Origin of the sequence: Rhodanobacter thiooxydans LCS2 (assembly GCF_000264375.1) — a bacterium.
In the GTDB taxonomy this organism is placed as follows: Bacteria; Pseudomonadota; Gammaproteobacteria; order Xanthomonadales; family Rhodanobacteraceae; genus Rhodanobacter; species Rhodanobacter thiooxydans.
Genome location: NZ_AJXW01000102.1, coordinates 1 through 13,869 on the forward strand (window position 1 = coordinate 1; position 13,869 = coordinate 13,869).

At 68.4% G+C, this 13,869-nt stretch carries 16 protein-coding genes; all 16 read right to left on the bottom strand.

The genetic code is table 11. The features are described from left to right. Positions 1-468, bottom strand: a 468-nt coding sequence (locus UUA_RS16950; RefSeq protein WP_008439148.1) for an Hpt domain-containing protein, incomplete at its 3' end; no start/stop codon positions are given. An 11-nt stretch (positions 469-479) separates the two neighbouring features. Further along, on the bottom strand, positions 480-1,118 hold the full coding sequence (locus UUA_RS16955) for a protein phosphatase CheZ (RefSeq protein ID WP_008439149.1): 639 nt from the start codon (positions 1,116-1,118) through the stop codon (positions 480-482). Further along, entirely contained in the window at positions 1,115-1,522 is a 408-nt protein-coding gene (locus UUA_RS16960) for a chemotaxis response regulator CheY (RefSeq protein ID WP_008439150.1), read from the bottom strand. Before UUA_RS16960 ends, UUA_RS16955 begins: the two co-directional genes overlap by 4 nt. 221 nt (positions 1,523-1,743) lie before the next feature. Further along, a complete protein-coding gene (locus UUA_RS16965) occupies positions 1,744-2,472 on the bottom strand; it encodes an RNA polymerase sigma factor FliA (RefSeq protein ID WP_008439151.1) in 729 nt (242 codons plus the stop codon). Beyond that, positions 2,469-3,422, bottom strand: a complete 954-nt coding sequence (locus UUA_RS16970; protein WP_235605905.1) for a nucleotide-binding protein — start codon at positions 3,420-3,422, stop codon at positions 2,469-2,471. Before UUA_RS16970 ends, UUA_RS16965 begins: the two co-directional genes overlap by 4 nt. Then, positions 3,419-4,690 carry a flagellar biosynthesis GTPase FlhF gene (gene flhF / locus UUA_RS16975; RefSeq protein ID WP_008439153.1) on the bottom strand — a complete coding sequence of 424 codons (1,272 nt, stop codon included), beginning with the start codon at positions 4,688-4,690 and terminating at the stop codon, positions 3,419-3,421. The genes UUA_RS16970 and flhF overlap by 4 nt, the downstream gene beginning before the upstream one ends. A 127-nt stretch (positions 4,691-4,817) precedes the next feature. Then, on the bottom strand, positions 4,818-6,911 hold the full coding sequence (gene flhA, locus UUA_RS16980) for a flagellar biosynthesis protein FlhA (RefSeq protein WP_008439154.1): 2,094 nt from the start codon (positions 6,909-6,911) through the stop codon (positions 4,818-4,820). Between the two features lie 15 nt (positions 6,912-6,926). Beyond that, positions 6,927-8,063 carry a flagellar biosynthesis protein FlhB gene (flhB, locus tag UUA_RS16985; RefSeq protein ID WP_008439155.1) on the bottom strand — a complete coding sequence of 379 codons (1,137 nt, stop codon included), beginning with the start codon at positions 8,061-8,063 and terminating at the stop codon, positions 6,927-6,929. A 4-nt stretch (positions 8,064-8,067) separates the two neighbouring features. After that, positions 8,068-8,838 (bottom strand): flagellar biosynthetic protein FliR, encoded by a 771-nt coding sequence (gene fliR, locus UUA_RS16990; RefSeq protein ID WP_008439157.1) that lies wholly within the window; start codon positions 8,836-8,838, stop codon positions 8,068-8,070. Then, positions 8,835-9,104 carry a flagellar biosynthesis protein FliQ gene (fliQ, locus tag UUA_RS16995; protein WP_008439158.1) on the bottom strand — a complete coding sequence of 90 codons (270 nt, stop codon included), beginning with the start codon at positions 9,102-9,104 and terminating at the stop codon, positions 8,835-8,837. Before fliQ ends, fliR begins: the two co-directional genes overlap by 4 nt. A gap of 853 nt (positions 9,105-9,957) precedes the next feature. Further along, the gene (gene fliP / locus UUA_RS17000; protein WP_008439164.1) at positions 9,958-10,704 is read right to left on the bottom strand and encodes a flagellar type III secretion system pore protein FliP; all 747 of its coding nucleotides are present in this window, start codon (positions 10,702-10,704) and stop codon (positions 9,958-9,960) included. Further along, positions 10,701-11,111, bottom strand: a complete 411-nt coding sequence (gene fliO / locus UUA_RS17005) for a flagellar biosynthetic protein FliO (RefSeq protein WP_235605904.1) — start codon at positions 11,109-11,111, stop codon at positions 10,701-10,703. Before fliO ends, fliP begins: the two co-directional genes overlap by 4 nt. 7 nt (positions 11,112-11,118) lie before the next feature. Further along, a complete protein-coding gene (gene fliN / locus UUA_RS17010; RefSeq protein WP_008439167.1) occupies positions 11,119-11,466 on the bottom strand; it encodes a flagellar motor switch protein FliN in 348 nt (115 codons plus the stop codon). After that, a complete protein-coding gene (gene fliM / locus UUA_RS17015) occupies positions 11,450-12,478 on the bottom strand; it encodes a flagellar motor switch protein FliM (protein WP_008439169.1) in 1,029 nt (342 codons plus the stop codon). Before fliM ends, fliN begins: the two co-directional genes overlap by 17 nt. Positions 12,479-12,494: 16 nt before the next feature. Then, positions 12,495-12,995 (bottom strand): flagellar basal body-associated FliL family protein, encoded by a 501-nt coding sequence (locus UUA_RS17020; RefSeq protein ID WP_008439171.1) that lies wholly within the window; start codon positions 12,993-12,995, stop codon positions 12,495-12,497. A gap of 266 nt (positions 12,996-13,261) precedes the next feature. After that, positions 13,262-13,869: flagellar hook-length control protein FliK (locus UUA_RS17025; RefSeq protein ID WP_008439172.1), on the bottom strand; the 608-nt coding region annotated here is incomplete at its 5' end.

A 13,869-nucleotide genomic window follows, 5' to 3' on the forward strand; every position in this document is an offset into this window, starting at 1 on the left:
TTCCAGCAGCGCCTCGAACTCGCTGTCGTCGATGCTGCTGCTGGCAGCGACCACCGGCGGCGCCGGCGCAGCCGCCGCCACCGGCCGGGCTTGCGGCAGCAGCGCGGCCAGCAACGCCGGCGGCGGCGTCTGCAGCGGCGCAGCGGCGCCCACGGCCACCATCATGCCGTTGAGCAGGTCCAGCGCCTGCAGCAATGCGTCCATCTGCACGGCGCCCAGCACCAGCTTGCCGTTGCGCGCCTCGTTGAGCAGGTCCTCGGCGTGGTGGCACAGCAGCACCATCGGCTCGAGCGCGAGAAAGCCGGCGCCGCCCTTGACGGTGTGGAAGGCGCGGAACACGGCATTCAGCAGCTCGCCGTCGCCCGGTGCCGCTTCCAGCCCGACCAGTTGCTCGTCCAGCCGCTGCAGCAGTTCGCCCGCCTCGACCAGAAAGTCCTGGCGCAGCTCGTTGTCCAGTTCCGCATCCATGGCCGGTGCGCTCAGAAGCCGAATTCGCTCAGCAAGCGGTCGGCATCCTCCTGGCTGGACACCTTGGCCGCCTTGGCCGGCGCCTCGCTGCCGGCCAAGGCACCGGTCAGCCGCACCAGTTCCAGCAGCGAGGATTCGACCGTGCCGATGAAGCTGGCGACCTTCTTGATGCGTTGCCCGGTGAGGTCCTGCCACGACTGCGCCAGCACCATATCGGCGAGGCCGTCGCGGCAGCTGCCGGCGAACGTCACCGCCTCGCGCGCCAGCACGGCGGCGGCGTCGTTGCCGTTGGTCCATTCCAGCACCTGGCCGGCGTTGCGTGTCAGCGATTCGGCCTGCGGGCGCATGCGCTCGGCGAAATCGAGGCTGCGGTGGGCGGCCTGCGCGCTCATCTCCAGCGCGTCCTGCAGGTGCTGGCGCGCGTCGGTGATGGCCGGCACGCCGTCCTGGGCCAGTTCGCCGCCGAGCCGGCGCACCGCGTCGTGCAGGTCGCGGGCCAGCTGGCCGAGCGCGCGGAACAGGCGCTGTTCGCGCTGGCGCACCATCACGTCCAGCGCCTGCTCGAACGCCGGGCCGTCGGGACTGTTCAGCAGGTCGCGCAGTTCCGGCGGCAGCATCTCGTCGATGGCTAGGGGTGACGTGACGTTCATGCGCTGACTCCGCTGGCGGCGATCCGTTCGAAGATCTTGGTGAGCTTTTCCTTGAGCGTGACCGCGGTAAACGGCTTGACGATGTAGCCGTTCACGCCGGCCTGCGCGGCGGCGATGATCTGGTCACGGTTGTTCTCCGCGGTGACCATCAGCACCGGCAGGCATTTCAGTGCGTCCTCCCCGCGGATCGCGCGCAGCAGGTCGATGCCGGTCATGTTCGGCATGTTCCAGTCGGTCACCACCAGGTCGAACGGCTGGCTGCGCAGCAAGGCCAGCGCGCTCTCGCCGTCGTCGGCCTCCTGGATCAGCGGATTGCTGAAGCCAAGCTCGACCAGCAGGTTGCGGACGATCCGACGCATGGTGGAAAAGTCGTCCACCACCAGGATTTTCATGTTCTTGTCCAAACGCTTTCTCCACGTGCGGTACAGGCCGAGGTCCGGCCGCGGGGATTCATGGGGTTCTAAGAGCCTGTTTATGACCTCCAAGTGCTCCGCGTTGCCATCGAGTGGCCGCCATGCGGCAGCGCGCGGCTCGGCCTGACAGCCAGTCAGGCGCTGCGCCACGCACTACCACCTGGCGGCCACTCGATGACAACGCGGAGTACTTGGAGGTCATAAACAGGCTCTCAGCTTCGCCACCCGGTGAGCCTGGCGCGCAGCCGGATCACCGCCTGTCCGTGGATCTGGCAGACGCGCGACTCGCTCACGCCGAGCACGGCGCCGATCTCCTTGAGGTTCAATTCCTGTTCGTAATACAGCGACATCACCAGCTGCTCGCGCTCGGGCAGACCGCCAATCGCCTCGGCCAGCGCCTCGCGCATACCGTCGCGCTCGACGTTGTCGGCTGGCCCGAGGCTGCCTTCGTCGACCACGTCGAGCACCGTGCTTTCCTCGCCGTCGTCCGACGCGGTGAGGCTGAGCAGGCGCACGCAGGCCGCGTCGGCCAGCACCTGGTGGTACTCCTCCGCGCTGATGCCGAGCCGGCGGATCACCTCGGCGTCATCCGCCTCGGCGCCGGTCTCGGTTTCGATCTGGCGGATCGTCTCGGCCACCTCGCGGGTCTTGCGATGCACCGAACGCGGGGTCCAGTCGGTGCGGCGCAATTCGTCCAGCATGGCGCCACGGATGCGGATGCCCGCATACGTCTCGAAGCTGGCCCCCTTGTCGTGGGCAAAATGGCGCGCCGCCTCCAGCAAACCGATCATTCCCGCCTGGATCAGGTCGCCCACGTCGACGCTGGCCGGCAACCGCCCCATCAGGTGATAGGCGATCCTCCGCACCAGCGGCGCGTGCCGACGCACCAGTTCGTCGGCACTCTCGCGGGAGAGTTGCAGATATTCCGAAGCCACGCTCATCTCGGCATCCCACCTACCGGTGTTGTCCGGCCAGCAAAAAAAGCAATCCGGTCGAGACCCGCGCGGTCGGGCTCCACCCACTTATCGGCCGCGGTGGCCAATCGCTTGAATGCCAGCGCGGAATGGCTGGACGGCCACAGGTCGACCACCGCGCACTGGCGGCGGATGGCCTGGCGCAGGCGCTCGTCGTGCGGCACCCAGCCGCCGAACTCGATCACCACGTCGAGGAAGCGGTCGCTGACGCGCGCCAGCTTCTGATGCAGCGCCCGCGCGTCGCCCTCGTTGCGCACCATGTTGGCGACCATGCGGATGCGCCGCACGCCGAAGTCGCGGCTGAGCACCTTGGTCAGGCCGTAGGCGTCGGTCAGCGACGCCGGCTCGTCGCACACCACCACGATCACTTCGGCCGCGGCGGCGGCGAACATCGTCACGTTGTCCGACAGGCCGGCGGCGGTATCCACCAGCAGGTATTCCGGCGGCTGCGCCAGTTCGTCGAAGGCGCGGATGATCGCCGCATGCTCGCCGCTGGAGAGCTGCGCCAGCCGGCGCGCACCGGAGCCGGCCGGCACCACGCGCAGGCCGCGCGGCGCGCTCAGCATCAGCTCGTCCAGCGTGCACTCGCCGTCGAGCAGGTGGCCGATGTGGCGCGACGGCGCGAGACCGAGCATCACGTCGACGTTGGCCAGGCCCATGTCGGCATCCAGCAGCACCACGTCGCGCCCGGCCACCGCCAGCGCCACGCCCAGGTTCACCGCCACCGTGCTCTTGCCCACGCCGCCCTTGCCACCGGCCACCGCGATCGTGCGGCAGTGCCGGCGCACGGCAGGCGCCGCAGCCAGCAGGCTGCTGGCCTGATGGGCCGACGGCAGGTCCGCCGCAGGCGGGTCGGTCATGGCCGACAGCATCCGCTGCAGCCCGGAAGCCTGGTCCATCGCCAATACTCCGCTCATGCGCCGGCCACCGCGAAGCCGAAGCGTTCGGCCATCAGGCCGTCGTCGGGCCCCGGCAGCCTCATCGACTGCGCGGCGCGGCACACCAGCACGCGCGCATCCGCCGCGGCGATGTCCTCGGGCACACGCTGGCCATCGGTGGTGTACTCCAGCGGCAGCCGGTGACGGATCAGCACCGACAGCGCGCCGCCCAGCGCCGGCGCCTCGTCCAGCTTGGTCAGGATGCAGGCCTGCGGCTTCAGCGGCAGGTAGGCGCGCACCGCCTCGTCCAGCGCCTGCGACTGCCCGTTCGCCGCCAGCACCAGGCAGGTGCGCAGGCCGCCGGCGTCGGCGAGGATTTCCAGTTGCTGGTTGAGCCGCGGGTCGCTGCCGGCGACGCCGGCGGTATCGATCAGCACGGTATGGCTGCCGCGCAGCATCTCCAGCACCTTGCGCAGGCTCGCCGCGTCGTAGGCCGGGTAGACCCGCGCGCCGAGCAGCCGGCCGTAATGTTCCAGCTGTGCGGCGGCGCCAATGCGGTAGTGGTCGGTGCTGATCAGCGCCACCCGGTCGGCGCCATGGCGCATCACCGCGCGGGCCGCCAGCTTGGCGATGGTGGTGGTCTTGCCCACGCCGGTCGGCCCCACCAGCGCGACCACGCCGTTGTCGTCGCCGGACAGCTCGCGGCCGCTCACCGTCAGGCTGCGGCTGAGCATGCCCAGCGGCAGATAGCGCGCCTGCTCGGCATTGATCTGTTCGGGCAGTTCGGCCACCAGCATGCGCGCCACGTCGGGTTCGATGCCCAGCCGGGTCATCTCGCGCAGGATCCGCGCGCGCAGTGGCTGGCGCCGCTCCATGTCGTTCCAGGCCAGGCTGGACAGCTGCAGCTCCAGCATCTCGCGCAGGCTGCCGAGTTCGCTGCGCATCTGCGCGGTGTCCTGTGCCGCCTGTTCCATCAGCGGTCGCATCGCCGGCAGCTCGTTGGCCGGCGGCGCAGTCGGCGGCATGGCGGCCTTGCGCTGACGCGGCGTTACAGGCGCGGCCACCTCGACTGGCGCGGCACGCGGACCGGCTGCCGCCGCCTCCGCGTCGGCCGGTGCCGCCGCGATCGGCGCGCCATGCCGCACAGCCTCGCGCACCAGCGATTCGTCGTAGTCGATCGCGGCGACCAGCTCGATGCCTTCGTCCAGTCGGCGGGTAGACAGTATCACCGCCTCCGGCCCCTGCTCCTCGCGCACTTCGCGCATCGCCTGGCGCATGTCCGGCGCCACGAAACGTTTGATCTTCATAGCTCGCTCCGCGAGGGGGAATAGGGAGTGGGGAATAGGGAACAGGAAGAGCAGTTCACCGCGAGGTTGCAGAGCTTTTGCATAGGCTTTTCCGATTCCCTATTCCCTACTCCCGATTCCCTGCTCTTCATCGCCCCAGGGCCTGTACCAGCCGCACCCGGCGGTTGTCGGGCACTTCGTTGTAAGCGAGTACGTGCAGGTTTTGTGCCACGTGGCGGGTGAAGCGCGCGAGCCATGGCCGCAGCAGCGGCGCGACCAGCAGCACCGCCGGTTCGCCGCTCAACTCCTGCCGCCGCGCGGCGTCGGCCACGCTTTGTTGCAGGCGATCGGCCAGGCCCGGTTCCACTGCGGCGCCGGCCACGCCACCGCCGCCGGAGAGCGAGCCCAGCAGGATCTGTTCGAGCTCCGGCGCCAGCGTGATCACCGGCACTTCGGTGCCCAGGCCGGTGATCTCCTGCACGATCTGCCGGCCCAGCGCCACGCGCACGGCGGCGGTCAGAACGCCGGGATCCTGACTCTGCCCGGCGTGCTCCGCCAAGGATTCGACGATGCTGCGCATGTTGCGGATCGGCACGCGTTCGGCCAGCAGGTTCTGCAGCACCTTGACCACCACGCCCAGCGTCAGGCGCTTCGGTACCAGGTCCTCGACCAGCTTCGGCGCGTTGGCGGCGAGCCGGTCCAGCAGCTGCTGCACGTCCTGGTGGCTGAGCAGTTCGTGCGCGTGGCCCTGCAGGATGTGCGACAGGTGGGTGGCGATCACCGTGGCCGGATCGACCACGGTGTAGCCGTAGCTTTGCGCCAGCTCGCGCTGGCCGCTTTCGATCCACACCGCTTCCAGGCCGAACGCCGGATCCTGCGTGGCGATACCCTGCAGGGTGCCGTGCACCTGGCCGGGATTGATCGCCATCAGCCGCTCGTTGTGCACCTCGGCCTCGCCCATCGGCACGCCCATCAGGGTGATGCGATAGGTATTGGGACCGAGGTCGAGGTTGTCGCGGATGTGCACTGCCGGCACCAGGAAGCCCAGCTCCTGCGACAGCTTGCGGCGCACCGATTTGATTCGCCCCATCAGCTCGCCGCCCTGGTGCACGTCGACCAGCGGAATCAGCCGGTAGCCCACTTCCAGGCCCAGCGGATCGACGCTGGCCACGTCTTCCCAGCCCAGCTCGACGCGCTCTGGCGCCACCGAGGGGGCCGGCTTCTCGGCGATCGACTCGGCCAGCCTGGCGCGCGTTTCGCGCTCGCGCTTCAAGAGCAGCCACGCCACGCCGCCGCAGCTGGCGCCGAGCAGCAGGAACGCCACGTTCGGCATGCCGGGGATCAGCCCCATCACGGTCAGCACCGCCGCCGCCACGCCGAGCGCGCGCGGCTGGCCGAACACCTGGCCGATCATCTGCCTGCCCATGTCCTGCGACTTGGACACGCGGGTGACGATGATCGCCGTCGCCACCGACAGCATCAGCGCCGGCACCTGCGCGACCAGGCCGTCGCCGATGGTCAGCAAGGTGTAGGTCTTGGCCGCCTCGCCGGCCGACAGGCCGTGCTGCATCACGCCGACGAAGAAGCCGCCGACGATGTTGATGATGAGGATCAGGATGCCGGCGGTGGCGTCGCCGCGCACGAACTTCGAGGCGCCGTCCATCGAGCCGTAGAAGTCGGCCTCCTCGCGTACTTCCTGGCGCCGCTCGCGCGCCTGCTCCTGGGTCAGCAGGCCGGCGTTCAAGTCGGCGTCGATCGCCATCTGCTTGCCGGGCATCGCGTCCAGGGTGAAGCGCGCGGTCACTTCCGACACGCGGGTGGCGCCCTTGGTGACCACCACGAAGTTGATGATGGTGATGATCGCGAACACCACCAGGCCCACCGCGAAGTTGCCGCCGATGACGAACTCGCCGAACGCCTCGATCACCTTGCCGGCGGCGCCGGGGCCGTCGTGGCCGTGCAGCAGCACCACGCGGGTGGAGGCGATGTTCAACGCCAGCCGCAGCAGGGTCGCCATCAACACCACGGTGGGGAACGCGGCGAACTCCAGCGGCCGCATCACGTAGACCACCGCCAGCAGGATCACCAGCGACAACGCGATGTTGAAGCTGAACAGCATGTCGAGCAGGAACGGCGGCAGCGGCAACATCAGCATCGCCAGCATCACCAGCATCATCACCGGTGCGCCAATGCCCCGTCGCGCGAAGTGCTTGAAGTTGCCCAGTACGTTGGCACCCGTCATGGATTTGACTCATGGTTATTCGCGGTAAGGCCCCATCAGGTCGGGATCGACCTCGGGGGTTGGCGCTGCCGGTGGTGTCTCGCCCTGCGCCGCGGCTTGCTTCAGCTGGTAGACGTAGGCCAGGACCTGGGCCACCGCCACATACAGCGCGGCGGGGATTTCCCGACCCAGTTCAGTCGTTGCATACAAGGCGCGTGCCAACGGCGGCGCCTCGACCAGCGGGATGCGATGCGAGCCCGCCACCAGGCGGATCTGCTGCGCCAGCACGTCGACGCCCTTGGCGATCACCCGCGGCGCACCCATGCGCCCGTCGTCGTAGCGCAAGGCCACCGCGAAGTGGGTCGGGTTGACCACCACCACGTCGGCCTTGGGCAGGTCCTCCATCATGCGGCGGCGCGCCTGCGCCTGCTGCACCTGGCGGATGCGCCCCTTCATTTCGGGGTTGCCCTCGCTTTCCTTCATCTCGTCCTTGATTTCCTGCCGCGTCATGCGCAGGTTCTTCGCGTGGTCGAACTTCTGGTAGAGCGCATCGATGCCGCCGATCAGCGCCAGCATCGAGCCGAACCACAGCGCGGCGCGGCCGAGCAGGCTGATCGACTGCGCGATGCCGGCCATCACCGGGCCGCGGCCGGTGGCCTGCAGCTCGCCCTGCCAATGCCACAGCAGCAGCGCCAGTACCGCGCCGATGAACAGCAGCTTCAGCAGCGCCTTGCCCAGCTCGACCAGGCCGCGCATGGCGAAAATCTTGCCCAACCCCTTGATCGGGTCGAGCCGCTCGAATTTCGGCTGCAGCGCCTGCGCGCTGAAGTTCAGTCCGCCCAGCAGCAGCGGCGCGGCCAGCGTGGCCAACATCGTGGCCAGCGCCACCGGCCAGAACAGCCCCAGCGCCTCGTACACCACCGCATGCAGCGTGCGGCCCGGCAGGTCATCGGTGAACAGCGCGTCGCGCGAGTAGTGCATACCCAGCGAGAAAATTCGCCTGGCATGCACGAACGCCTGCTCGCCGCCGCTCATCAGCGCCGCCACGCCGGCCAGCACCACCATGGCGCCGGACAGGTCGCGCGAGCGCGGGACCTCGCCCTTCTCGCGCGATTCGCGAAGTTTCTTCTCGGTTGGTTGTTCGGTTTTTTCCTGGTCGCTGTCGTCCGACATCGCGTCAGCTCCCGAACAGGTTGCGCATCAGTGACCACGCATCGTCTTGCAGCGCCTCGAACGCACCCGGCAGGCTGCGCAGCGACAGCCACAAGGCGATGAAACCCAGCGACACGGTGATCGGAAAACCCACCGCAAACAGGTTCATCGACGGCGCCGCGCGACTGATCGCGGCAAAGCCGATGTTCACCACCAGCAACGAAGTCATCGCCGGCAGGGCGACGCGCACGGCGCCGGAAAACAGCTCCGCCGCGAAACCGGCCACCGCGCGCAGGCCATCGGCGTCGATCGCCGGCACGCCCGGCGGCAGGCTGTGGAAGCTATCGGCGAGCAGCGCGATCAGACGCAGGTGGCCGTCCATCGCGAGAAACAGCAACGTCACCAGCAGCAGGTAGAACTGGCTCAACACGTTCGAACTGCCGCCGGCCTGCGGATTGACCACCTCGGCGAAGCCCAGGCTCATGCTCTGCCCCACCAGCTCGCCGCCGAACGACACCGCCTCGAACACCAGCTTCAGCACGAAGCCCACCGCCGCGCCGATCACCACCTGCCCCGCCATGGTCGCCACGCCGTCGCCGCTGAGCGGATCGATCGTCGCCGGCGCCAGCGGCGCCAGCACCAGCGACAGCACCACCACCACGCCGACGCGGATCCGCGCTGACACCACCGTCGCACTGAACACCGGCGCCACCAGGCACAGCCCGCTGACCCGACCGACCACCCAGAACAGGCTGCCCAGCCACGCCGGCAACTGCGCCAGGTCCAGCGCCGTCATCTGACCGCGCCCGGCAGGCTCTCGATCAGCTGCGTGGTGTAATGCACCAGCAGACGCAGCATCCACGGCCCGGCGATCAGCGCCACCAGCGCCATCGCGATCAGCTTGGGAATGAAGCTGAGCGTCATCTCGTTGATCTGCGTGGCCGCCTGGATCACGCCGATCAGCAGACCCACTGCCAGCGCGGTAAGCAGCAGCGGCGCGGCCACCAGCATCGCCACGTACAGCGCGTGCTGACCGATTTCCATGATGGATTCGGGGGTCATGCGAAGGCTCCGGTGGCGTGCTTCGCCGCAGTGGCGGCGGGGAGCTGCCGCGCCCGCAACTGTAGGAGCGCATTGGTCCACGCGGGACTTCCTTCGGTCGTACGCGATGCTCTTGCTGCCGCCGCATTCAGAATCAAGAGCGGTCGATCGCCTTCGGCGACCGAGTCACTTTCTCTTTGCGTGGCCAAAGAGAAAGTAACCCAAGAGAAAGGCCACCCCGCTTGGCGCTTGCCGGGCTCCTGCCCGGCAAGTCCGTGAGCCGGGGCCGGGCTTTTCGACAGCACATCCATGTACTGTCGAAAAGGAACCGACATCCTGTCGGTTCCCGCTGCGCGGCCTGTCGACCCCGGCTCACCGCCGCGCAAGGGACCCCGGGGAGAGCAGCGGGCCATCCTGGCCCGCACTCGGTGATGAAGCGGAAAGCAACAGCCACAGCAAAGCGACGCCTTGCCGTGGCTTCTCCTCTGCTTTTGATCCGGCTCTTCTGAGGAGTGCGCGCAGGATGCGCGCTGCTCTACCCGGGGTCCCCTCTGCAGCGGCGGGCGGGCGAAGGAAAAGCCCGAAGGGTGGTTCGCATGGATGCGAACCAGTTTGGCGTCAGGGCAGGATGCCCTGTCGACAAACCCCGTAGCCCGACCGCGAACTTTCCGGGCAGGATGCCCGGAAAGCGCGTAAGCGGGGTGCTCTTTCTCTTTGGTTACTTTCTCTTTGAGCACGCAAAGAGAAAGTGACTCGGCTGCCGCAGGCAGACGAAAGCTCTTGCTCTGAGAGCTCTTTACTCTGAACACAGAGACAAACAAGAGTATAGCCTGCGAGCGGGCTCCTATGGAGGCTCCGGCCAAGCGATGCGCGGTCACGTGTAGAAGCTCCCCGCCAGCGTCCCCAGCAGCAGCGTCCACCCATCCACCAGCACGAACAGCATGATCTTGAACGGCAGCGAGATGATCATCGGCGAGACCATCATCATGCCCATCGACATCAGCACGCTGGCCACCACCAGGTCGATGATCAGGAACGGGATGAACAGCAGGAAGCCCATCTGGAACGCGGTCTTAAGCTCCGAGGTGAGGAACGCGGGCATCGCCACCTTGAATGGCACATCCGCCTTGCTCGCATAGGGCTTCTCGCCGGCCAGCCGGGTGAACAGCGTCAGGTCCGCCTCGCGGGTCTGATCGAGCATGAACTGCTTGAACGGTGCAGAGGCTGCCGGCAGCGCCAGCTCGGCGGCGAGCTGGCCGTCCATGTACGGTTTCACGCCGTCGGCGTAGGCGCGGTTGAGCACCGGCGACATCACGAACAGGGTGAGGAACAGCGCCAGTCCCAGCAGCACCTGGTTCGGCGGAGTGGACTGCGTGCCCAGCGCCTGGCGCAGGAAACCGAGCACGATGATGATGCGGGTGAACGAGGTCATCATCAGCGCGATCGCCGGCAGCAGGGTCAGCGCGGTCATCAGCGCCAGCACCTGCAGCGACAGCGTCCAGTTCTGCCCGCCGCCGGGCACGTTCTGCACGTTCACCAGCGGAATGCCTGGCGGCGCCGCCAGCGCCGTCAGCGGCAACAGCAGCAGCGACACGGCAACGATCCAGCGCCAGATCCTCATGCGCCGCGCTTCCAGCGCGCCAGCAGTTCGCCGAACGCAGGCAGTGGCGCCGCGGCAGGTTCGGCCACCGCGGGTTCAACCGGTATGCCCTCGTAGACGTGCAGCGTGCGCATGCCGCCGGGACCCACGCCGACCAGCAGGCGCTTGCCGTCGGCATCGAGCAGCAGCACGCGGTCGCGCGCGCCCACCGCCATCGCCTCCACGCAGCGGATGCGCCGCCCGCCCGGCCGGCTGCGCGCCTGCAGCCGACGGCTCAGCCAGCCCGCCACGAAGATCATCGCCACCACCGCGGCCAGGCTGAGCAACACACGGAACAGCTCGCCGCCCACATTGACGTCGGCGGCGGGCAGCGCCGCCGGCGCCAGCGCCGCGACAACCCTATTCCCTATTCCCCATTCCCTATTCACGGCTCTGTCACCGCAACTTGCGCACGCGCTCGGCCGGGCTGATCACGTCGGTCAGGCGGATGCCGAACTTCTCGTTGATCACCACCACCTCGCCGTGCGCGACCAGGGTGCCGTTGACGAACACGTCCAGCGGCTCGCCGGCAGCGCGGTCCAGTTCCACCACCGAGCCCTGGTTCAACTGCAGCAGGTTGCGGATGCTGATGCGGGTGCGCCCGACTTCCATCGCCAGAGTCACCGGCACATCCAGGATCATGTCGAGGTTGACGTCGCCGCTGCCGGCGGCGACGCCGTGCAGCGAATCGAACTCGACGCGCTCACCGGCGGTGGCGGACACAGTTTCAGCGGACTGGTTCATGCGGGGTCTTCTCTTTGAAGTTTTCGCCGGCCGCGCGCTTCTCGCGCCGCCCGGCCTGGGCATGGAAACGCACGGCGTTGCGGCCGCCGGACTGGCCGTAGTGACCGCGGAACACCGGCACGTCCTCGGCGTAGACGGTGGCCAGCTCGGGCAGCTGCACCGGAATCACGTCGCCCGGGCGCAGCTGCAGGAACTCGCCGAGGCTGAGGCGCACGTCGAGCAGCAGCGAACTCAGGTCCACTTCCGCGTCGAACACTTCTTCCTGCAGCATCTCCGCCCAGCGGTCGTCCCGGTCGGCGCGGTCGCTCTGCACACCGGCGTCGAGCAGGGTGCGGATCGGTTCGACCATCGCGTACGGCAGGGTCAGGTGGATCTCGCCGCCGCCGCCGTCGAGCTCGACGTGGAAGCGCGACACCACCACCGTCTCGGTCGGGCTGACGATGTTGGCGAACTGCGGGTTGATCTCGGAGTTCTGGTATTCGAACTGTAGTTCCAGCACCGGCGCCCATGCTTCGGTCATCGCGCCGAACAGCTCCTCCAGCATGATCTGGATCACCCGGTTCTCGGTGGCGGTGAAGTCGCGGCCCTCGATGCGGGCGTGGAAGCGCCCGTCGCCGCCGAAGAAGTTGTCGATCACGGTGAACACCAGGCGCGGCTCGAACACCACCAGCGCGGTGCCGCGCAGCGGCTTGATGCGCACCAGGTTGAGGTTGCTCGGCACCGCCAGGCTGTGCACGTACTCGGCGAACTTGACCATCTTCACGCCCAGCACCGAGACCTCGCAGGTCTTGCGCAGCACGTTGAACACGCCCAGCCGGAAGAACCGTGCGAAGCGCTCGTTGACCATCTCCAACGTGGGCAACCGCCCGCGCACGATGCGGTCCTGCTGGGTGAAGTCGTACGTGACCACCGCGCCGCTGGGCGGCGGTTCGTCGCCGCCGGTGGCCACCGCGCCGCCGCTGACGCCATCCAGCAGCGCGTCGATCTCGTCCTGGGAAAGCAGATCGCTCATGCCTGCGGCCCTTCCGTCACTGCATCACGAAACTGGTGAAGTACAGCGCGTCGATGCCGGGGCGGCCGAGCCGCGCCCTGACGATCTTGCGCACGGCGACCAGCGCATCGGCCTGCAGCTTCTGGCGCCCGGCGGTATCGCTGATGATGGCGAAGTCCTGGTTGCTGAACAGCGCCACCAGCGCATCGCGGATCACCGGGTCGGCGGCCCTGGCCACCTCGATCGCGGCGGGGTCGTGCGACATCAGGGTGACGCCGACCTGCAGGTAGCGCAGCGATTCGGCGTCGCGGAAATTCACCACGAAGGCCGGGTCCAGCGGCAGGTAGAGTTCAGCCTGGGCAACCTTCGGCGTCGACTTGCCGGCCTTGCCCGGCACGGACTGGCGCGACTGCCACACATAGCCGCCGATGCCCAGCGCCAGCAGCAGCACCACCGACACTGCGATCACCAGCGGCTTGCGGCTCTTGCGCTCGGGCGGGGTCTCCACTACCTCGCCAGCTTGTTCCTCGTCGACCATGGAAACCTCGATCCGCAGATGATTGAAAGACGCGCGCACTGCGCGTGCCCAGCATCAAAAGCAAGCCGCGTGCCATCGACGGAAAACCTTGTGCCAGCTTGCTTCGCGGCGAACGAAGCAGCGTGTGCGGCGCTTTCTTGACGGGCGCCGGCGGGTCGTCGCGACGCGATCTCGGCGCGGTGTTCCCGGCCAGTTCTGTGCGCGTGCGACAGCAGAAGCCGCCGTGCAAACGGCGGCCACGCCGGCAGGACGAGGTATGGAAGAACTCAGGCGAACGCGTCGAGCAGGCCGATCCTGGCCAGGGTCACCGGCGCTGCGCCATGAACGTCGGCGATCTCCTCCAGCGCGCCGCCGCCACCGCCCGCGTGCCCGCGGCGATCGCCGCGATCGTGCTGACCGACTTCGGCGTGGCCAAGCGAGAGGCCATGCCGCGCCAGCATCTGGTCCAGCAGCGGCAGGCTCTGCTGCACCGCTGGCACCGCTGCCGCGTGTTGCGCGCTGAACACCACGTCGACGCGACCGTGGCTCACGCTGACGCTGACATCGAGCGAACCCAGTTCCTCCGGATGCAGGCGGATCCGCGCCTGCTTGACGTTCTGCCCGCTCAGCCAGGCCACCTGCTGGCCCAGGTCCTGCGCGAACAATGGGCTGGTCGGCGGCGTGGGCAGTTGCAGCTGATGCGCCACAGACGGCGCGGCGGCCGCGGGCGGTGGCGGCAGTACGGCGGCGGCGGGCGCCTGCGCTGCCTGCTTGTCGAGCGCGTCCGCGGCCGATGGTGCCGCCTGCGCCGGCGCCAGCATGCTGGCCGCCAGCGGCACGACGTTGACGGGCGCAGCGGCCGGGCTGGCCGTCGCCGCGAGGTGCAACGTGACGG